Source organism: Pseudidiomarina gelatinasegens, from assembly GCF_004025325.1.
Lineage (GTDB): Bacteria > Pseudomonadota > Gammaproteobacteria > Enterobacterales > Alteromonadaceae > Pseudidiomarina > Pseudidiomarina gelatinasegens.
The window spans coordinates 362,901-383,223 of sequence record NZ_RSFE01000002.1; the positions used below are offsets into that span (position 1 = coordinate 362,901).

Below are 20,323 nucleotides of genomic sequence, written 5' to 3' on the forward strand. Positions count from 1 at the left end.
TGATGCAAACACTTAATGCCTTACTGAATGGCGAAGCACTCACGCTAGAGCAAGCCGAGAAGCTTTTTGATCACTTAGTAAAAGGCGAACTCAATGATATTCAGATAACGGCCGCACTGATTGCCATGAAGCTACGCGGCGAACAGCCTCCCGAAATGGCAGGCGCAGCGCAAGCCTTGCGCCGCGCGGCAAAGCCGTTTCAACGCCCGCAACGGCCGGTAATTGACAGCTGTGGCACCGGTGGCGATGGCAGCAACACCATGAACATCTCCACCACCGCAGCATTGGTTGCGGCAAGTATGGGCCTCACCGTTGCCAAACATGGCAACCGCAGTGTGTCATCGCGCTCAGGTTCGGCCGACGTACTCGAAAGTCTCGGGCTGTCTGTTACACAAGACCCCGCAATTGCTGAACAGCAACTGGACGATTATAACTTTTGCTTCTTATTCGCACCGCACTACCACCCCGGCATTCGGTATGCGATGCCAAGCCGCCAAACGTTAAAAACGCGCACCCTCTTTAATTTACTTGGCCCGCTGGTGAACCCAGCCCGCCCTGATGCTCAAGTTTTAGGCGTATATGACCCAAGCTGGTGCCGCCCCATGGCCGAGACCCTGCGCCTATTAGGTTGCCAACGGGCCATGGTAGTGCACGGTTCCGGGCTTGACGAAATTGCCTTGCATGGCCCAACCCATGTGGTTGAATTGCGCGATGGTGAGCTGCACGAGTACACCCTAACCCCAGCAGATTTTGGTGTCACTGAAGCCAGTGTGGCCGAACTTGCCGGAGGTGACGCTGACTTTAACGCACAATTGTTGCAACAGGTGCTGGCAGGCAAAGCCACCGCCGCGCAGCACAACGCCATAGCCGTGACAGTGGCTGCCATGTTGTATGTTACCGATCAATTCAGTGACCTACGCCAAGCAACCAGCGCTGTGCTCGAGCACTTAGCGGCTGGCACTGCGCTTGAGCATTTACATAAATTGCAGGAGTTTAACCGTGGCTGATTCCGCATCCGTACTTGAAACTATTGTTGCCGCGCGCCGTGAACGTATCGCTGAGCAATTGGCTGAATTGGATCTTAAGCAGATTCAAGCCAACCTCACACCCAGCCGTCGCAGCCTACACAAAGCCTTAGCACAGCCACGTGCGAGCTTTATTTTAGAATGCAAAAAAGCATCACCTTCGAAAGGATTAATTCGTCCAGACTTTAATCCAGTCAGCCTGGCGCAAACCTATAGCCGCTATGCCGATGCGATTTCAGTGCTAACCGAGCCGGACTACTTTCAGGGTGACTTTCGCTATCTTGCCGCGGTAAGTGCTGCGGTTAGCCAGCCGGTTTTATGCAAAGACTTCATTGTCATGCCCGAGCAAGTGGTACTCGCCCGTCATTTTGGCGCCGACGCCATTTTGCTGATGCTGTCGATTTTAACCGACGACACCTATCAGCAACTTGCTACCCTAGCCGAAGAACTGAAACTAGACGTGCTCACGGAAGTTGCCACGGAGCAAGAACTGGATAGAGCGCTGCGCCTGAAGGCAAAAATAATTGGGATTAATAACCGCAACTTGCACGATCTAACTATCGACCCACAACGTAGTATTGAAATGAGTCAGCGCATTCCAAGCGATGTGTTGGTGGTGGCAGAGTCTGGTTATGAAACACATAGCCAAGTAGCCGCTACGGCGCCCTTTGTTGACGGATTTTTAATTGGCAGCGCGTTATCGAAACAAGCAAACGTGGACCAAGCCTGCCGTGAACTCATCTATGGTGAACACAAAGTTTGTGGTTTAACTGAACCGGCGGATGCCATGGCCGTTCGCGCAGCTGGGGCTGCATACGGTGGGCTAATATTTGTTGGCCATTCACCACGCTTTGTCACCAGTGAACAAGCCCAGCAAATCGTCGCCGCTGAGCCTAATCTTGCCTTTGTTGGCGTATTTGCGGACCAGCCGCTAACCCAGGTGGCACAAACCGCACAGCAACTGAACTTGGCCGTGGTGCAATTACACGGACAAGAAGACATTGACTATATCAGCGAGTTACGCAAAGCCCTGCCCGCACATACCAAGGTGTGGAAGGCAGTTGGCGTTGATGAGCCGCTGGTACTACCGCAATTGGAAGTCGACGCCTTCCTACTGGATAACCGCTTCGGTGGCAGTGGTCAGCCGTTTGATTGGGCATTGCTCGAAGGGCTAAGTGCCGCACAGCGTAGCCAGTGTATTTTGGCCGGCGGCTTAAGCTTAGAGAATTTGCCAGCCGCGCTGGCAACTGGGGTAACGCGCCTTGATGTAAACTCTGGTGTGGAGTATGCCAAGGGCCGTAAAGACGCCGGTAAAATCATTGCACTTTTTGAATCCATTCGCACTTACGGAAAAACCAATGACCGCACGCACCAAGGTCAGGAGGCAGTATCATGAGTACCCAACCACAAAAACTTTCAGCTTACTTTGGTGATTTTGGCGGGCAATTTGTGCCAGAAATATTGCTCCCCGCGCTTGATCAACTTGAGCAAGCATTTATTGATGCACAAAATGACCCCGCCTTTCAGGCTGAGTTTTTTGATTTATTAAAGAACTACTTGGGCCGTCCAACGCCGTTGTCACTTTGCCGCAACTTGCCGCTAACGTCGCCGAATGGAACGAAAATATACCTTAAACGCGAAGATCTTCTGCATGGCGGTGCACACAAAACCAACCAAGTACTCGGCCAAGCGCTACTCGCTAAGCGCATGGGCAAAAATCGCATTATTGCCGAAACGGGCGCGGGACAGCATGGCACCGCAACTGCATTGGCCTGCGCATTGCTTGGCCTTGAGTGCATTATCTATATGGGCGCCAAGGACGTTGCCCGCCAACAGCCGAATGTATTTCGTATGGAATTAATGGGCGCCAAAGTGGTACCCGTTGATTCAGGTAGCGGCACGTTGAAAGATGCCGTTAACGAGGCTATGCGCGACTGGACCGCGAGCTACAGCACCACCCATTACTTGTTGGGTACCGCAGCGGGTCCGCATCCATTCCCAACCATTGTTCGTGAGTTTCACCGGATGATCGGAGCCGAAGCCAAGGCACAAATTCTTGAACGCATTGGTCGCTTACCCGACGAAGTTATTGCGTGTGTCGGTGGGGGCTCCAATGCCATTGGTATGTTTGCCGAGTTTATTGACGAAACCGGCGTAGAATTGGTCGGCGTTGAACCAGCTGGTAAAGGCGTTCACACCCATGAACATGGCGCCACCTTAGCCGCCGGTAAACCAGGTATATTACACGGTTGCCGTTCGTTCTTAATGCAAACCGACGAAGGTCAAATTGAAGAAAGCTATTCGGTTTCAGCGGGGCTGGATTACCCCGGTGTGGGCCCGCAACATGCTCATTTACGTGAAATCGGCCGTGCACGTTACGAATCAGTCACGGACACCGAGGCACTTGAAGCATTTAAACTGCTGGCTCAACATGAAGGCATTATTCCCGCGCTTGAGTCTGCCCACGCATTGGCTTATGCGTTGCGCCGAGCAGCGGAGTCAGATGCGCCAGAAGTGTTGTTGTTAAATCTATCTGGGCGTGGCGATAAAGACATTGATCACGTGCGCCGTATCTTTGCACAGGGAGAGCAAGCATGAGCCGTTACGAAAACCTTTTCAACAACTTGCAGCAAGCCAACCAAGGCGCATTCGTGCCCTTCGTGACGCTGGGCGATCCAACGCCCGAGTTGAGCTTAAAAGTTATTGAAGCGTTAATTGCGGGCGGCGCCGATGCACTTGAACTGGGTTTACCATTTTCTGATCCGGTTGCGGATGGCCCCACCATTCAACAAGCAAACATTCGCGCATTGGCTGCGGGTACCCGTATCAGTGATGCGTTCGACATTATCGAAACCATCCGCGCCCGACACCCTGACCTGCCGATAGGTTTATTGGTTTATGCAAATCTAGTCGTCAGCAAGGGCTCGGATGATTTTTACCAACGCTGTGCAAAGGCTGGCGTCGACTCGGTGCTAATTGCCGATGTTCCGGTTCGCGAAGGCATTCCTTTTGGTGAAGCTGCCAAAAAGCATGGCATTGCGCCAATTTATATCGCACCGCCTGACGCTTCGGAAACAACCCTCGAGCGGGTTGCAGCGAATAGCCAAGGCTATGTGTATTTGTTGAGTCGTGCGGGAGTAACCGGTGCTGACACACAAATGCAAGCACCTGCCACCGAGATCATCAAGCTGCTGAAGGCACACCATAGTGCGCCACCGCTGCTCGGTTTCGGTATTGCCACGCCAGAACACGTGCGCGCTGCAATTGAATCAGGTGCCGCAGGGGCAATTTGTGGCTCGGCCATTGTGCGTATTATTGAGCAGTACCAACACAATGAAGCCGAACTCACTGCGCACCTGGAAAGTTTTGTGCGCACTATGAAGAAGGCAACAAACAATCCTTAAGTGCCGTCTCAAGCTGTGGGTACTTAAACTGATAACCGGCCTGTTGCAAACGCTCAGGCAACACCAACTGGCCGGTTAGTAGCATCTGTGACATCTCACCCAGCATTAACTTCAATGCCCACGCGGGTACCCGCATAAAATGCGACTTGCGCAGCACGCGCGCTAACGTTTTACTGAACTCTTCTTGCGCTACAGGTTGCGGTGCGGTGGCATTAAATATGCCCTGCGCTTGTTCGTGCTGCAGTAAAAACAGAATAATGCCGACCATGTCGTCTAAATGAACCCAGCTAAAGCCTTGCTTACCGTGCCCTAGCGGGCCACCTAACCCTAACAGGTAAGGCGGTAGCATCTTTTTCAATGCACCCCCTTCAGGCGCTAAAACCACGCCGGTGCGTAACACACACACACGCGTTTTTTCAGACTGTGCCGCAAGCGCTAAGCGCTCCCACTCAGCACATAAATGATGCGCAAAATCGTCCGCTTCTACCTTAGTCGCTTCGGTGACTGGCGTCTCACCCTGTGCTCCGTAATAGCCAATTGCCGAGCCACTGATAAACACCTGCGGTGGCTGCGCCGCATTTTGCATACGTTCGGTAAGCTTGCGGGTAATGTTCCAACGACTTTGCTCAATACGTAACTTTTGACGCGAACTCCAGCGCTTATCCGCAATACCCTCACCTTGCAGGTTAATCACGCCATAAAAGTCACTTAATTCAGATATTTCATCCAAGCTTTTGACCACATGAACGCTATTACCAAGGCGCTCTAGCGCCCGTTGCGGATTGCGGCTAATTACCGTCACCTGATAATCATTCACAAGATGAGGGATCAGCGCCGACCCAATAAGTCCTGTTCCGCCCGTAATTAATAATTTCATGCTGGCCTCTCGCTGAGTAATTTCTATAATTGATCATGTTACAGTGTAGTCATTGAATCTAGTACGTCACAAACTTTTCTGGCACACTGCTTCAACTATCGTAAACCGGAATTCATCATGCTGTTAGTGCTCGAATATTTGCCGTTAATTTTATTCTTCATTTTTTATCTGCTCGGTGACATCTTTATTGCCACTGGGGTATTGATGATCGCCACTGTAATGCAGATTATTGGCATGAAATTCATGCGCGAACCCGTTACCCCGCGCCATTGGATTGTCATGTGGGCCGTGCTGATATTTGGCAGCATCACACTCTTTTTACACGATGAGTGGTTCGTTAAGATCAAAGTAACCGTAATTTATGTCGCTATCGCGCTATTTTTACTAGTTGGTTTGTGGTGGAAAAAGAAAAGTCCATTACAGAGTATGCTTGGTAGCGAAATTAACTTACCTGTTTTTGCGTGGCATCGCCTTACCTATGCATGGGTAATTTTCGCCCTCAGCCTTGCCGTAATTAATGTTTACATCGCCGAAGCCATGAGCCTTGACGCATGGGTTAATTTTAAAGTGTTCGGAATTTTGGGTGCCACCCTGGTATTTAGCGTGTTTTCTGGCGCTTACATGTTTAAACATCACACCGATCGTGAAAAAGATGCAGAGGAAATTGAATAATGTGGTTTGTCATTTGGGCCGAAGATGCACCAAACAGTTTAGCTGCGCGCCGCGCAACCCGTCCTGCCCATTTAGAGCGCCTCAAGCAACTGCAAGCCGATGGCCGCCTGCTGGTGGCTGGCCCATGCCCAGCTATCGCTAGTTCTGATCCCGGTGAAGCGGGTTTTACCGGCTCCATGGTCGTGGCGGAGTTTGATAGTTTAGCGGCCGCGCAAGCATGGGCCGATGCCGACCCTTATATTGCCGCTGGCGTCTACCATCAAGTAACGGTAAAACCTTATATCAAAGCCTTGCCATAATATGACCAAAATATGACCAACCCACATCGCATTACGCTTCAGGCGGCTCCAGCACGCCACGTAGTTGCCTATGAGTGGCGTGCCCAGCACGCCCAAGGGGTAATAATTCTGGCACCTGCCATGGCTGTGCCACAGGCTTTTTACCAGTCTTTTTGCGAATGGTTATGTCAACAAGGCTACCATGTCATTAGCTTCGACTATTACGGCATTGGTGCATCAATTAATAAGCCACTCCCTCAGGTTTCCACCACAGTAACCGACTGGGCAACCTATGATGCGGCCGCAGTCATTGATTACGCAGTAAGCCAGCATCCTGAGTTACCTTTACTGTGGTTCGCCCATAGCATTGGCGGGCAACTTTTTGGAATGGTGCCAAACAATCAGCACGTAAAGCACATGATCACTGTCGCTACGGGAACGGGCTATTGGAAAGACACCAAGCCGCAATTGAAGTATAAGTCGTGGGTTTTGTGGCGTGCTATTACGCCATGGCTGATTCCATTAGCCGGATATTTCCCGGGCCGCAAACTTGGGATTGTTGGTGATGTACCGGCAGCCGCCATGCAACAATGGCGCAGTTGGTGTTTACACCCAGATTATTTGGTTGGCGCGGAGCAGCACTATCAACGCTACGCCAACATCACCACACCCATCACGTCACTAAGCTTTACCGACGATGAAATGCTTACCGCGCATAATATCAACGCCATGCATGATTTCTACGCCAACGCGCCACAGCAACGTCATGTGATAGCACCAGCGGATATTAATGCCAGCCGTATTGGTCATTTTGCGGTGTTTCGCAAAAGCTATGATCAACATTGGCCAGCACTATTTGCTGAGCACATTCAAGCGGCTTTCAAAGCGTAAGCTCGCATTACGCGAGCTTACGAATCAACTGCGCCGTGTTTCTGCGTACCAATCGGTTACACGCCAAGCGGCCAAGTGTGCCCACTACAAGCGCACCCGCTACCGGGCCCACTAACCAGAACCGCCAATGCAAGGTTGCGCCCATTTCAAACACTTGGGTTTGCAGTATCCACAGCGACAACTCCATTGCAAGGGTAGCGATAAGCCCGCTAATTGCGCCCAAAATAACAAACTCGTAGGTAACACTACGGCTCAATAACTTCGCCGGCGCACCTAAGGTTCGCAAAATCACCAGTTCTTTTTGACGCTCCTCCATGGAAGCTTGAACTTGGGCAAGCAACACCAATATTCCAGCAATCAGCACCAACACCAGCACAAACGCAATCGCAATACTGACTTGCTCAATCACTTCGCGCAGTTGGTCCATTATGGCATCAAGATCAATCAGTGACACTTGTGGGAATGGTTTGAACAACTCATACAGCTCGCTTTGACGCTCGCGCGGCAAATTAAAACTAGAGATAAATGTTGCTGGAAAATCTTCCAAGGTCGCCGTATTGAAAATCATAAAGAAGTTCGGCTGCAAGGTACCCCAGTTCACTTCGCGAATACTGGTTATTGGCACCTCAAAGGTGTTACCGCCAATGTTAAATTCAAGCTGGTCACCCACGCTCAAATTCATCCGTTCAGCAACTTCAGCTTCAACTGAAACCTGCGGTTGTGGCGCTTCGCCCCACCAGTCGCCGGCCACAATCGTATTGTTAGGTGGTAAATCATCGCGCCACGTCAACGACAGCTCGCGACCAAAACCTTCGCGCTGTTCCGCATTATTGGTTTGGGTATTGGCTTCGTCACCGCCAGCCTCTTTCGTCACTTCATCACGTACCGGCACACCATTAACGGCCGTCATCCGGCCCGGCACCACCGGATACATGTCATTTGACACAATGTCGCGCTCAGCAAAGCGATCACGCAGCTCACCCACATCATCCGGTGCCACATTCACAATAAAGTAGTTCGGCGCATCATCGGGTAATTGGCGCTGCCAATCATCAAGAAGCTCATTACGCAGCGCCAACACCAGCAGCAACAACATAATTGCCGTTGAAAAGCTCAGCATTTGCACACTATTCTCTTGGGCGCGGCGCTGCAAACCAGCCATAGCCAAGCGCCATGCACTACCCGCCTGCATACCTGCTTGTCGGCTTGCACGAATAAATACTCGCCCAACCAATAACAACAGTACCGCGGCCACCGAGCCACCCGCGAACAATGCGGTCGACAGCAACCATTGCTGGCTATAAATCAGTAGTAATGCATAGATAGTGCCCGCTGAGGCCACCCAATGCAGCCAGCGCAGTTTGTCGGTACCGGTCAATTGCCGGTTCAGAACCCGTAACGGCGGAATCGAAATCAAGCGCAACAATGGATACAACGTAAACATTACCGCACTGACTAAGCCTGTTGCTGAGGCTAAAATGTAGGGCTTTATGCCTGCTGCCGGCAATTCAGCACCAAGTTGCGCCGCGACGAACTCAATAACTTGGGCCTGCAGTACCCAGCCCAACGCCAAGCCAACCGCGATGCTAATAACTGTCAGTAACAACAAATGCAGAATAAAAATACGCTGAATCTGTGCTTTGTCGGCACCCAGGGTTTTGAAAATGGCCACCACGTCATAGTTGCGCTGACAGTAGCGTTGTGCGGCCACCGCCACCGCTGTTGCAGCAAGTACCACACCAAGTAGGCTCGCTAGCAACATGAACCGCTCAGCACGCTTTAAACTGCGTGCCAACGGGCTGTCTCCATCTTCAATGCTGCGCCAGTTGTGGGTGTCATCGTTTAGTTGTGGTAATAGCCACTCGTAGTAGCTTTCCAACTGTGCCACTTCACCCGCATATAAGATGTTGTAACGCACGCGCGAGCCAGGCTGAATCAAGCCTGTTTGTTCAAGCTCGTTATAGTTAATCAACACATTTGGGCTGTCAGTAAATACTGAGAAACCGACATCCGGTTCATAAGTCAGTACGCGGGTTACATTGAAGCGGGTTTCACCAATTTCAATCTGGTCGCCAACTTGTAAATTAAGTTCTTGAAACAAAGCTGCAGCAACCCAGGCCTCGCCAGCACCAGGTAACCCCTCAGCGGTAGTTTCTTCGCCAAAAGGCTCCAGAGCTGTACGCAGCTCACCGCGCAGTGGGTAGCCATCGCTAACCGCTTTGATATCCACCAAGGCCAGTTCATCGTTTGCGAACGCCATGCTGTTGAATACCACACGATTCGCGGTTTGTAGGTCATATTCCTGCGCTTGCTCGACCCATTCGTGATCGATGGTTCTCCGTGAACTCAACACCCGGTCGGCCGCTAAGAATTCGGCGCTACGCGCCAACAAGCCAGTTTGCAAGCGCTCGGTAAATAACGACAACGACAGCACGGCAGTAACCGACAGCACAATTGCTGCTGCCATAATAGTTAATTCGCCACGCTTAAGCTCGTGGCGCAATAAGCGCCATGAAATCTTATGCCACATCGCGCGTCACCTCAGCCAGTCGGCCTGCATCCATGCGCAACACGCGCTGGCATCGATTCGCCAACTCCGCATCATGGGTAACCATCACCAGTGTAGTGCCCGACTCTTCGTTCATCTGAAACAATAAGTCTTCAACTTTATGGCCTGTGGTAGCGTCCAGGTTACCGGTTGGTTCATCAGCAAATAAAATTTTAGGTGTACCAATAAACGCCCGGGCAATGGCAACGCGTTGTTGCTCACCGCCAGACAATTGGTTTGGATAATGGGTCAAACGCTCGGCAAGACCTACTTTGGTCAGTAGATCACGTGCCTGCTGCTCAGCATTTTTATGCCCTGCCAGCTCAGCCGGTAGCATCACGTTTTCTAACGCAGTCAAACTGGGGATCAATAAAAACGACTGAAAAATAAAGCCAATTTTGTCGGCGCGCACTTTTGCGCGTTGCTCCTCATCCAAATCGCTCAACTTTACGTTATCTATAGAAACATCTCCGCCACTTGCAAGGTCTAATCCCGCAAGCAACGCGAGTAGAGTCGACTTACCAGAGCCGGATGCACCGACAATAGCCACCGTCTCGCCCTCTTTTATGGAGAGGTCAATCGGCTGTAAAATGTGTAGAATACCGTCTTGAGTTGTAACTTTTTTCTCTAATTGAGTGGTTTGAATAAGCATTTATGAAAAACTTCCTAGCTAAATTGTTGGTTATCGTCGCACTGTTGGTTGTTATACGTCCAGTTTCGGCAAATGTCTCACTTGTTGTTTTAGGAGACAGCCTCAGTGCCGGTTACGGCATGGCGCAAAGCGAGTCATGGGTAGGCGTGCTGCAAGATCGTTGGGCCGAAAAATATCCTGACATTACGCTCATTAACGCCAGCATTAGTGGCGACACTACCCAAGGTGCATTAAATCGTTTAGCTGGGGTTATCGAACGCCATCAACCTGATGCAGTATTTGTTGAACTTGGCGGCAACGATGGTCTACGCGGTTTTACCCCAGCAGCTATCTCAGACAATTTGGTACAGATTATCATGCAATTGCAACAGCAGGACGCTAAAGTTGCGTTAAGTCAGGTGAGAATTCCGCCGAACTACGGCCAGCGCTACAGTGAAATGTTCGCAAACATTTTCCCACAGGTCGCCGAACAGCAAAAAGTGCCGCTTATTCCGTTCTTTATGGAAAGCATTATTGAAAATGAGAATTTGATGCAAGGTGACGGTATTCATCCGAATCGCGAAGCACAACCGCTTATCGCAGATATCATGGAAGAACACTTACTGGAATTGATCGAAAGGCGTTAATCGTGTTTCGTGCGCTTCGCTGTTCGTACGCTGCGCTGTTCGGAAAAACGTTTTTGGTTATTCATTATTGGTTTGTGTTTTATCGAAGAGTGCGAAGCACGGCCGAAGAGTGAACGAAGTGAACGTTCGAATAACGAATAACGGCCTTAAAGAAGTGGCGTCCCCTAGGGGATTCGAACCCCTGTTACCGCCGTGAAAGGGCGGTGTCCTAGGCCTCTAGACGAAGGGGACAAGGACTCATCAATCTAAATTGCAGTCTACATCGAACAGTGCGAAGCACGGACGAAGAGTGAGCGAAGCGAACGTTCGAATAACGAATAACGCTTTTGCTTTAAAGAAGTGGCGTCCCCTAGGGGATTCGAACCCCTGTTACCGCCGTGAAAGGGCGGTGTCCTAGGCCTCTAGACGAAGGGGACCCCGGACAAACATTCTGGTTACTCGTTATTAGCTATTCGTTATTGTTCTTCGTTTGGCTCTTGCGAGTAACGAATAACGACCAACGAATAACGGTTTTAAAGAGTGGCGTCCCCTAGGGGATTCGAACCCCTGTTACCGCCGTGAAAGGGCGGTGTCCTAGGCCTCTAGACGAAGGGGACGCACCAGAATTAAAACACTATCAGATTTTCACTACTGAGCTGCAGCTTTGGTGGAGCTAAGCGGGATCGAACCGCTGACCTCTTGCATGCCATGCAAGCGCTCTCCCAGCTGAGCTATAGCCCCACACCAACACTAAATATTCGTGTGCTGCATCAGTACCCTGACAGCGGGGCGAATTCTAGGGTAATTCGCGCACCACCGTCAACCTTTTTTTTGGTAAAATGAATCGTTTGCCGAAAAATAAGACAGTTCGAACAAATCACGATCAATTCTGCCTAAACTCTCACCACTTCTGGGTTTTAATCGTCGAAGTGATAAATGCGTTCTAACGACGCCCTATCGCGCACAGTTACTTCCATATCACGCACTAAACCGTCTTCAATGCTGTACACCCAACCGTGAATTGCTAAGTCTTGGCCACGGTCCCACGCTTGCTGAACAATGGTTGTTTTGGCGAGGTTACCCACCTGCTCTATCACGTTCAATTCGCACAGGCGATCAATACGGTCTTTCTCATCAGTTATCGCTTCAAGTTCTTTGTGATGCTCGCGATAAATATCTTTAATTGGGAATAACCAATGATCAACTAAACCATGACAACAACTTTCAGTCGCAGCGCGCACACCACCACACCCATAATGCCCCACCACTAAAATGTGTTTCACCTTGAGCGTTTCAACAGCGTATTGAACCACTGACAAACAATTAAAATCGGTTTGAATCACTTGGTTGGCAACATTACGGTGCACAAAAAGTTCACCCGGCGCCATACCTACCACTTGGTTTGCCGGCACACGGCTGTCTGAGCAGCCAATCCACAAGTACTCCGGCGTTTGTTGCGCCACCAGGTTATTAAAGAAATCAGGGTCTTGCTCGAGCATACGTTTTGCCCAAGCTGAATTATTAGCAATTAACTGACGAATTTTTGGCATTTAACGCTCTCGTTCTTGTAAGAGTTTCACGGCAACTAGTCGATGCATAAAAAAGGCGCCATAGGGCGCCTTTACGTAACAGATAGTTACTGCGCTTGTTCGCGCTCAAGTATAAACGAAATTGCGCGTGCAATACGTCCTACCACTTGTTCTTGCGGAATTAACTCCAGCGTCACGTCTAACGACGGTGAATTACCTGAGCCAGAAACCGCAACGCGCAGCGGCATACCTACTTTACCCATGCCAACTTCCAAGTCATCAGCGGTTTGCTGAATAGCGGCCTGAATGGTTTGTGCGTTCCACTCGGTTAGCGATGCTAATCTATCTTGCACCGCTTCAAGCGCTTCACGGGCAACTGGGCGTAAATGCTTTTTCGCAGCCGCTTCGTCAAAGTTTTCATACTCTTCATAGAAAAACCGGCTTTGCGTGGCCATGTCTTTCAAGGTTTTAACACGGTCAGCCATCAACGGAATCAGTTTATCCAGCGCTGGCCCTTTGCTCACGTCAATGGCTTGATCGGTGAAATGCCACTGCAGATAAGGAATCACGTGCTCAACCGGCAGACTTTTCATGTAATGCTGGTTCAGCCAATTTAACTTTTCGGTGTTAAATGCTGACGCTGCCTTGTTCACGTCATCCAAACTAAATAGCTTGGTCATTTCTTCAACACTGAAGATTTCTTGATCGCCATGCGACCAACCTAAACGTACCAAATAGTTCAGCACCGCTTCTGGCAAGTAGCCGTCATCGCGATATTGCATAACGCTCACAGCACCATGGCGCTTCGACAGCTTCTTGCCATCGTCGCCCAAAATCATCGATACATGCGCGTACTCAGGCACTGGCGCGCCAAGCGCTTTTAAAATATTAATTTGGCGCGGGGTATTGTTGATATGGTCTTCACCACGTACCACGTGCGTGATATCCATTTCCCAGTCATCAATAACAACACAGAAATTATAGGTTGGCGTACCGTCACTTCGGGCAATAATCAGATCATCCAACTCGGTGTTGGCGAATTCAATATGGCCACGAATGTGGTCGTCAAATTTCACGCTGCCTTCTTGTGGGTTACGGAAACGCACCACGTACTTATCGCCTGAAACATTCGGGTTATCACGGCAATGCCCGTCATAACGTGGCTTCTCGCCTTTTTCCATTTGCGCTTCACGCATTTGCTCAAGACGTTCCGTCGAGCAATAGCATTTATACGCTTTATCTTCGTCTAGCAGCTTGTTAATAAAGTGCTCGTAACGATCAAAGCGTTTGGTTTGATAATACGGGCCCTCGTCCCACGTTAACCCTAACCATTCCATGCCTTCTAAAATGGCATCTATTGCTGGTTGGGTTGAGCGTTCACGGTCAGTATCTTCAATACGTAACACAAATTTCCCGCCAGCTGCCTTAGCAACCAACCAAGAATATAAGGCCGTGCGCGCACCGCCAACATGAAGATAGCCGGTTGGGCTAGGGGCAAATCGAGTGACTACTGTCATAATTCTTGCATTCTCCGCATTATTCGGGTTATTTTGCACTTAGATTACCCAAGCATTCTACCAAGAAGCAGCGGTAGGCGCATTAGGCGAAATGACAGAATATTGTCTTTTTACTAAGCAGGATGTTGATTTTTACGGCGAAATGGTGAAAAACCAAGCAGTCGAACAAATCGAGTGATATTTCCTGTTGACAGTATCGTCAAGCTCCCTATAATACGCCCCGCAACGCAGAGAAAAGGATGGTTAGCTCAGCTGGGAGAGCACCGCCCTTACAAGGCGGGGGTCACTGGTTCGAGCCCAGTACCATCCACCACTACTTCATTTTTCTCTGTGTCTCCCTGATGGATGGTTAGCTCAGCTGGGAGAGCACCGCCCTTACAAGGCGGGGGTCACTGGTTCGAGCCCAGTACCATCCACCAATTCCTTTTGCAAAAGAAGAGCGTTAATCGTTATTGGTTACTCGTTATTCGGAAAGCAAAAAACGGCAAGCAAAAAATCCCCAAACGTATTTCACGAATAACGACTAACGACTAACGAACAACGACCAAAGCGTTGAATCGCTTTAGATGCCTTGAGAACAGCAGCATCCATCCGGCCATCAGCCAACCAAACAATAACAACGCTTTAACCATTGAAAACGCTGGCCATAAATTGCTGACCAAACTCAGCAACAAGGCACCGTCGACTATCCAACTGAACCACAATAATAACGGCATGATGCGGAATGCTTGCCGCACCCATTCAGCCATTTCGGCTTTGATTTGCGTTAGCAGCACAAAAATGAGCATTGCAGGAGCGCCTACAAGCAACGCCAAACCAAATTGCTCGGTGCTGGTGTAGAAGAATTTCAATAAACGATTGGGGTCTTCAATAAAGGTGAGCGAGATTATCCAAGCCGCGTAGCCACGCATGAAAAACAACAACATAAACAGCAAACTCCACGGCGTTTTCAACACACCGTCGAGCGTTACATAGCGTTCATCACCTGGTTCTAACCGCACTGCGTGTCTCTGCCTTAAGCTGGGGCAAAATAGCCCAGCGAGGATAATTTCGTGCGGTTATGCTACGTGGACAGTTTCGGTTTGTCGACCTTGCTGCCGCTGTTTCCTCGCAGCCCAGTATTTCTCATGAAAATAGTATGCAAAAGTATTCACCACTGGCTCAATCAATGCCACCGCTCCACCGAGCACAATGTCACCTGTCATTAACCACACCAGTGTAAACGCAACGCTTACGTGCATTACACCAAAAGAAACTGTCTTCGCCATTGCGATATCCCCCATTAATTTTCTATGGATAGATAATAGCAATTACAAATTATATATCTAACAGTAAATACCGATAGCTGTAATAGCGTTATTCGTGCGCTTCGCTGTTCGTGCTTCGTCCGTTCGCTGCGCTCTCTCTTCGAATAGCGCTTGCGCGGACTAACAGCTCAGCGGACGAATAACGAATAACGAATAACGAATAACGAATAACGGCTTTTAAAGTCTTTTAAGTTGCTCCCGCAGCTTGGTTAAATCATCGCGCAACGCCGCAGCCTTTTCGAACTCTAAATCTTTTGCTGCCTGATACATTTCTTTTTCGGTCTGCACAATTTTCTGCATCACCACTTTCGGATCAAACATCGCCGCATCGTAAACTGGCTCTGGCTCAGCGGTGCGCTGTTTCTCTTTACGTGGAGCGCGAATACCACCGCCACCAAGATCCATCACGTCAGTCACACGCTTAATCAGACCTTTCGGCGTGATGCCATGCTCCTCGTTGTAGCTTACTTGCTTCGCACGACGACGATCGGTTTCATCAATCGCGCGCTGCATCGAACCGGTAATGCGATCAGCATACAATATAGCCCGCCCGTTAAGGTTACGTGCTGCGCGGCCAATTGTTTGTATCAGCGATCGATCAGAACGCAAGAAGCCTTCTTTGTCAGCATCAAGAATTGCCACCAAGGAAACCTCTGGCATGTCCAAGCCTTCACGCAGCAAGTTGATACCCACCAAAACATCAAACTTACCCAGACGCAGGTCGCGGATAATTTCCATCCGCTCAACGGTGTCGATATCAGAGTGCAGATAACGCACACGGATGCCATGCTCGTCTAAATAATCCGACAAATCTTCGGCCATTTTCTTAGTTAGTGTGGTGGCCAATACGCGCTCGTTTAACTCCACGCGCATACGCACCTCAGACATCAAGTCATCAACCTGCGTTGCCACCGGACGAATTTCAATGGTCGGGTCAATCAGCCCTGTTGGCCGCACCACCTGCTCCACCACGTCGCCGTCACACTTTTCAATCTCATATTTACCCGGCGTTGCAGACACATAAATGGTTTGTGGCGCAATCGCTTCAAATTCATCAAATTTTAATGGCCGGTTATCCAGCGCTGACGGCAATCGGAAGCCGTAATTCACCAAGTTTTCTTTACGCGAACGGTCGCCTTTATACATCGCACCAATTTGCGACACAGTAACGTGCGACTCATCAATGATCAGCAAGGCATCGTCCGGTAAGTAGTCCAGCAACGTTGGCGGCGGCTCGCCCGGCGAACGTCCAGACAGATACCGTGAGTAGTTCTCAATGCCCGAACAATAGCCAAGCTCCAGCATCATTTCGATGTCGTATTGAACTCGCTGACTCAGGCGCTGCTCTTCAACTAACTTGTTCATATCCAACAACTGGTGTTTACGATCTTTCAGCTCTTCTTTAATTTCTTCAATGGCGCCTAAAATGGTTTCGCGCGGCGTAACATAGTGCGTTTTTGGATACACAGTTGCACGCGCCACATCGGCTTCAGTCACCTGCCCTGTCAGCGGCTCAAAGAAACTGATGCGATCAATTTCATCATCAAACAGCTCCACCCGAATGGCCAGTTGCTCAGATTCTGCCGGGAAAATATCAATCACTTCACCACGAACACGGTAGGTGCCACGCTCAAATGCTGCGTCATTGCGTTTGTACTGCAACTGCGCCAGACGGCGCAAAACGTCGCGTTGATCAATGATGTCGCCACGGCGCAAATGCAGCATCATTTTCATATAGGATTCAGGGTCACCCAAACCATAAATACAGGACACCGAAGCAACCAACACAACATCACGGCGTTCCATTAATGCTTTGGTTGCCGACAAACGCATCTGTTCAATATGTTCGTTTATGGACGCGTCTTTTTCAATGAACGTATCGGTGGTGGGAACATAAGCTTCCGGTTGATAATAGTCGTAATAGGAAACGAAGTACTCCACCGCGTTATTGGGGAAGAATTCTTTCATTTCGCCATACAATTGCGCCGCCAAGGTTTTATTGTGCGCCAGTATTAAGGTTGGCCGTTGCACTTTTTCAATCACATTGGCCATGGTAAAGGTTTTACCTGAACCCGTTACGCCAAGCAGCGTTTGGTGCGCTAATCCCGCTTCTAAATTGTCAACCAACTTCTCAATCGCTTGGGGTTGATCACCAGCCGGTTGATAGTCAGACTTGAGCTCAAATGCGCGACTCATGATGACCTCCATCGCGTTCGCGAGATATTTCGCTTTTTAGGCCCCGTTGGAACCAGAACCAGGCAATAATTGCCGTAAATACGTTAGCGATAACACCGCCAATAAATAATCCAGGAATATCGTACAGCACCGCACCTAACCAGCTAAGCGGTACAAACATCACAAATAAACGTACGACGCTAAGCGCAAAAGCGTTCATCGGCCGGTGCAATGCGTTCAAACTTGAGTTGGTTAAAATAATAACGCCCTGCAAGCCGTAACCCAGCGGCATAATATAAATAAACAGTCGAATTAAGCGCGCCACTTCAGGGTCATCGGTAAAGGCTGCCGCAACCCAAGGTGCAGTTGCAATCAATAACCCATAAATAATCAGTTGTACGATGAGCACGCTGCGAATGGCAACACGATATGCGGCCCCCACACGGTCAAATGATTGCGCACCAAAGTTTTGACTAATCAATGGCGGCAACGACATTGATAACGCCAGAATAATCACGCTTGCCAGCGACTCCAATCGTGAGCCCACACCAAACGCTGCCACTGCAGGCGCACCGTAAGCGGCGATAATTGCGGTAATCACAGCCATTGCCAGTGGCGTCAGCATGTTCGCACCCGCAGCGGGTACGCCAATACTTAGAATCTGACGCGCCGAGCGCAACCAACTGGCATCAGCCGGTGCACGAAAAGCCAGTAGCTTCTTATATTTGAGGTACCAGAGCACCAGAAACGTTCCGATAATCCATGACACTAAGCTTGCCAGTGCAGCACCCTGCACGCCCATGGCCGGAATTGGGCCCAAGCCAAAGATAAAAATAGGGTCAAAAATAGCATTCAGCAAACCGCCCGAAGCCATAATGAGTGACGGGGTACGGGTATCCCCTGACGCCCGCAACACGGCGTTGCCCACCATTGGCGTCACCAATAGCACTGAGCCAATAAACCAAATGGTCATGTAGTCATGAATGTAGGGCAACAGGCGTTCTTGGGCACGTAGTAAGCTGAAAATTGGGTCCATGAGCAGGTAGCCAATTAACGCCAGCACCATCACCAATAATGCCGACACCGTTAATGCGGTGGTGCCATCAAAACGGGCATGTTCCTCGCGACCGGAGCCACGCTTACGGGCTATCACTGCCGACGTGCCAATGCCTAGGCCAATCGCCAAACTGACAACGGTAAAGGTAACCGGAAAGGTAAAGCTCACCGCCGCCAGCGGGTCTGTGCCGAGCATGCCAACGAAAAACGTATCAACCACGTTAAAGCTGATTAACGTCAACACGCCAATGATCACTGGCCAGGTCATCCGCCAGAGTGTGGGTTGGATTGGATCGTGAAGTAGAGATTTTGCCGCTACAGCTTGGCTCATGTGTTACGTAACCGGTGTTGAAAAAAGAAGCCGTAGTGTAACGAATTTTAAGCTTTTTCGCTATGTTATAAGGCGCTATCGAATAGACAAAATTACGCGAAAACGTTATAGTAGCTGCAACTTTTTCACCCCTTCTATGTTTAGGATCGCACCGTGAAATACCAATTATCCGACCGCGTTAATGCTATACAACCATCACCAACCTTGGCTGTTTCTCAAAAAGCCGCTGAAATGAAAGCCGCTGGCCACAACGTGATTGGTTTAGGTGTGGGTGAACCTGATTTTGATACACCAGAATTTGTCAAAGCAGCAGCTAAGGCTGCAATTGATGCTGGTCATACCCGCTACACCGCGGTTGACGGCATTCCACAACTGAAACAAGCTGTGGTTGATAAATTCAAACGTGATAACGGCTTAAGCTATGAGCCCAGCGAAATTCTAATTTCAGCGGGTGGCAAGCACAGCATCTTTAACCTATTGAGCGCTTGGCTCAATCCGGGTGATGAAGTATTGATTCCTGCGCCTTATTGGGTGTCTTACCCTGATATGGCCAAACTGGTTGGCGCTGAGCCAATCTTTATTGAAGCCGGTATTGAGCAGCGCTACAAAATAACGCCAGCGCAATTGCAAGCCGCCATCACGCCCAAAACACGGTTAATGTTTTTAAATAGCCCGTCCAACCCGACCGGCACGGCTTACACCAAAGCTGAATTGGAAGGTTTGGCCGATGTGTTACGTCAACACCCGCAAATTCTGATCGCAACTGACGACATGTACGAGCATATATTGTGGAGCGAAGAAAGCTTCCACAACATCGCTATGGTTGCGCCTGACTTGAAAGATCGCATCGTTATTCTTTCCGGTGTTTCTAAGGCATACGCAATGACAGGTTGGCGTATCGGCTACGCGGCGGGTCCTAAACCGCTGATTGCTGCCATGAAGAAGATTCAATCACAAAGCACCTCCAACCCAGCCAGCATCAGCCAATGGGCTGCCCTTGCTGCACTTGAAGGCGATCAGAGCTGCATTACCGAGATGGTCAAAGCATTTAAACAACGCCACGACTACCTCGTTGAAGCCTTGAACGCAATTCCAGGCATGCAATGCATTGCGGGCGACGGTACTTTCTACACCTTTGCCAATATTGATGCCTTAATGGCTATGAAAGGCGCCAGCTCAGACGTTGAGTTGTGCGAAATGATTCTGAACGAAGCAAAAGTAGCGTTAGTTCCAGGTTCAGCGTTCGGCGCACCAGGCCACTGCCGCTTCTCTTTTGCATGCAGCCTCGACACCCTGAAAGAAGCTGTACGTCGTATCAAAGAATTCGCCCAAGCATAGTTTTTTGGGCGTAATTCGTTTTGTGACACGGCTGTGACAAGAGTATTAAAACAGCCGTTTAAAATGTGTTCGTCACAAAAAATTAATGTTCGTATTTACACGAAGTTACTTGACCTTT

At 49.7% G+C, this 20,323-nt stretch carries 18 protein-coding genes and 6 tRNA genes; 11 read left to right on the forward strand and 13 right to left on the reverse strand.

Features of this window, described 5'->3' with window-relative positions; all coding sequences use genetic code 11:
* The first annotated feature begins 2 nt into the window (after positions 1–2).
* The 4 genes from trpD to trpA are packed head-to-tail and all read left to right on the forward strand — an operon-like array spanning position 3 to position 4,429.
* The gene (gene trpD, locus EGC76_RS03985; RefSeq protein WP_128351778.1) at positions 3–1,007 is read left to right on the forward strand and encodes an anthranilate phosphoribosyltransferase; all 1,005 of its coding nucleotides are present in this window, start codon (positions 3–5) and stop codon (positions 1,005–1,007) included.
* A complete protein-coding gene (gene trpCF / locus EGC76_RS03990) occupies positions 1,000–2,421 on the forward strand; it encodes a bifunctional indole-3-glycerol-phosphate synthase TrpC/phosphoribosylanthranilate isomerase TrpF (protein WP_128351725.1) in 1,422 nt (473 codons plus the stop codon). Before trpD ends, trpCF begins: the two co-directional genes overlap by 8 nt.
* Entirely contained in the window at positions 2,418–3,623 is a 1,206-nt protein-coding gene (gene trpB / locus EGC76_RS03995) for a tryptophan synthase subunit beta (RefSeq protein WP_128351726.1), read from the forward strand. The genes trpCF and trpB overlap by 4 nt, the downstream gene beginning before the upstream one ends.
* Positions 3,620–4,429, forward strand: coding sequence for a tryptophan synthase subunit alpha (trpA, locus tag EGC76_RS04000; protein WP_128351727.1), 810 nt, complete (start codon positions 3,620–3,622; stop codon positions 4,427–4,429). Before trpB ends, trpA begins: the two co-directional genes overlap by 4 nt.
* Here the strand turns inward: trpA and EGC76_RS04005 are convergent.
* Positions 4,401–5,306 (reverse strand): TIGR01777 family oxidoreductase, encoded by a 906-nt coding sequence (locus EGC76_RS04005; RefSeq protein ID WP_128351728.1) that lies wholly within the window; start codon positions 5,304–5,306, stop codon positions 4,401–4,403. The genes trpA and EGC76_RS04005 overlap by 29 nt on opposite strands.
* Before the next feature lie 117 nt (positions 5,307–5,423).
* On the opposite strand from EGC76_RS04005, the gene EGC76_RS04010 reads away from it, so the two are divergent.
* The 3 genes from EGC76_RS04010 to EGC76_RS04020 are packed head-to-tail and all read left to right on the forward strand — an operon-like array spanning position 5,424 to position 7,147.
* Positions 5,424–5,978 (forward strand): inner membrane-spanning protein YciB, encoded by a 555-nt coding sequence (locus EGC76_RS04010; protein ID WP_128351729.1) that lies wholly within the window; start codon positions 5,424–5,426, stop codon positions 5,976–5,978.
* A complete protein-coding gene (locus tag EGC76_RS04015; RefSeq protein WP_128351730.1) occupies positions 5,978–6,277 on the forward strand; it encodes a YciI family protein in 300 nt (99 codons plus the stop codon). The genes EGC76_RS04010 and EGC76_RS04015 overlap by 1 nt, the downstream gene beginning before the upstream one ends.
* A 12-nt stretch (positions 6,278–6,289) precedes the next feature.
* Entirely contained in the window at positions 6,290–7,147 is an 858-nt protein-coding gene (locus EGC76_RS04020; protein WP_128351731.1) for an alpha/beta hydrolase family protein, read from the forward strand.
* A gap of 7 nt (positions 7,148–7,154) precedes the next feature.
* Here EGC76_RS04020 and EGC76_RS04025 read toward each other — a convergent pair whose 3' ends face one another.
* A complete protein-coding gene (locus tag EGC76_RS04025) occupies positions 7,155–9,677 on the reverse strand; it encodes an ABC transporter permease (RefSeq protein WP_128351732.1) in 2,523 nt (840 codons plus the stop codon).
* Positions 9,667–10,347 carry an ABC transporter ATP-binding protein gene (locus tag EGC76_RS04030; RefSeq protein WP_128351733.1) on the reverse strand — a complete coding sequence of 227 codons (681 nt, stop codon included), beginning with the start codon at positions 10,345–10,347 and terminating at the stop codon, positions 9,667–9,669. The genes EGC76_RS04025 and EGC76_RS04030 overlap by 11 nt, the downstream gene beginning before the upstream one ends.
* Positions 10,348–10,349: 2 nt before the next feature.
* Between EGC76_RS04030 and EGC76_RS04035 the strand changes: the two genes are divergently transcribed.
* Positions 10,350–10,973 carry an arylesterase gene (locus EGC76_RS04035; protein WP_128351734.1) on the forward strand — a complete coding sequence of 208 codons (624 nt, stop codon included), beginning with the start codon at positions 10,350–10,352 and terminating at the stop codon, positions 10,971–10,973.
* Positions 10,974–11,128: 155 nt separating this feature from the next.
* Here the strand turns inward: EGC76_RS04035 and EGC76_RS04040 are convergent.
* From EGC76_RS04040 to gltX, 6 genes are all read right to left on the reverse strand, one after another.
* Positions 11,129–11,204 (reverse strand) — tRNA-Glu (locus EGC76_RS04040).
* Positions 11,205–11,313: 109 nt separating this feature from the next.
* Positions 11,314–11,389: transfer RNA gene (locus tag EGC76_RS04045), tRNA-Glu, on the reverse strand.
* Between the two features lie 104 nt (positions 11,390–11,493).
* Positions 11,494–11,569: transfer RNA gene (locus EGC76_RS04050), tRNA-Glu, on the reverse strand.
* A 48-nt stretch (positions 11,570–11,617) separates the two neighbouring features.
* A tRNA-Ala gene (locus EGC76_RS04055) sits at positions 11,618–11,693 on the reverse strand.
* A 176-nt stretch (positions 11,694–11,869) separates the two neighbouring features.
* Positions 11,870–12,502 carry a carbonate dehydratase gene (gene can, locus EGC76_RS04060; protein WP_128351735.1) on the reverse strand — a complete coding sequence of 211 codons (633 nt, stop codon included), beginning with the start codon at positions 12,500–12,502 and terminating at the stop codon, positions 11,870–11,872.
* Positions 12,503–12,588: 86 nt separating this feature from the next.
* Positions 12,589–13,998 (reverse strand): glutamate--tRNA ligase, encoded by a 1,410-nt coding sequence (gltX, locus tag EGC76_RS04065; RefSeq protein WP_128351736.1) that lies wholly within the window; start codon positions 13,996–13,998, stop codon positions 12,589–12,591.
* 237 nt (positions 13,999–14,235) lie between these two features.
* Between gltX and EGC76_RS04070 the strand changes: the two genes are divergently transcribed.
* A tRNA-Val gene (locus EGC76_RS04070) sits at positions 14,236–14,311 on the forward strand.
* Between the two features lie 30 nt (positions 14,312–14,341).
* Positions 14,342–14,417 (forward strand) — tRNA-Val (locus tag EGC76_RS04075).
* Between the two features lie 111 nt (positions 14,418–14,528).
* Here the strand turns inward: EGC76_RS04075 and EGC76_RS04080 are convergent.
* The 4 genes from EGC76_RS04080 to EGC76_RS04095 form a co-directional block, all read right to left on the reverse strand.
* A complete protein-coding gene (locus tag EGC76_RS04080) occupies positions 14,529–14,999 on the reverse strand; it encodes a DUF2919 family protein (RefSeq protein ID WP_128351737.1) in 471 nt (156 codons plus the stop codon).
* A gap of 57 nt (positions 15,000–15,056) precedes the next feature.
* Positions 15,057–15,266 (reverse strand): DUF2061 domain-containing protein, encoded by a 210-nt coding sequence (locus EGC76_RS04085; RefSeq protein WP_128351738.1) that lies wholly within the window; start codon positions 15,264–15,266, stop codon positions 15,057–15,059.
* Positions 15,267–15,482: 216 nt separating this feature from the next.
* Entirely contained in the window at positions 15,483–17,501 is a 2,019-nt protein-coding gene (gene uvrB, locus EGC76_RS04090; protein ID WP_128351739.1) for an excinuclease ABC subunit UvrB, read from the reverse strand.
* Positions 17,485–18,867, reverse strand: coding sequence for an MATE family efflux transporter (locus EGC76_RS04095; RefSeq protein ID WP_128351740.1), 1,383 nt, complete (start codon positions 18,865–18,867; stop codon positions 17,485–17,487). Before EGC76_RS04095 ends, uvrB begins: the two co-directional genes overlap by 17 nt.
* Before the next feature lie 153 nt (positions 18,868–19,020).
* Between EGC76_RS04095 and EGC76_RS04100 the strand changes: the two genes are divergently transcribed.
* On the forward strand, positions 19,021–20,205 hold the full coding sequence (locus EGC76_RS04100; protein WP_128351741.1) for a pyridoxal phosphate-dependent aminotransferase: 1,185 nt from the start codon (positions 19,021–19,023) through the stop codon (positions 20,203–20,205).
* Positions 20,206–20,323: the final 118 nt, after the last annotated feature.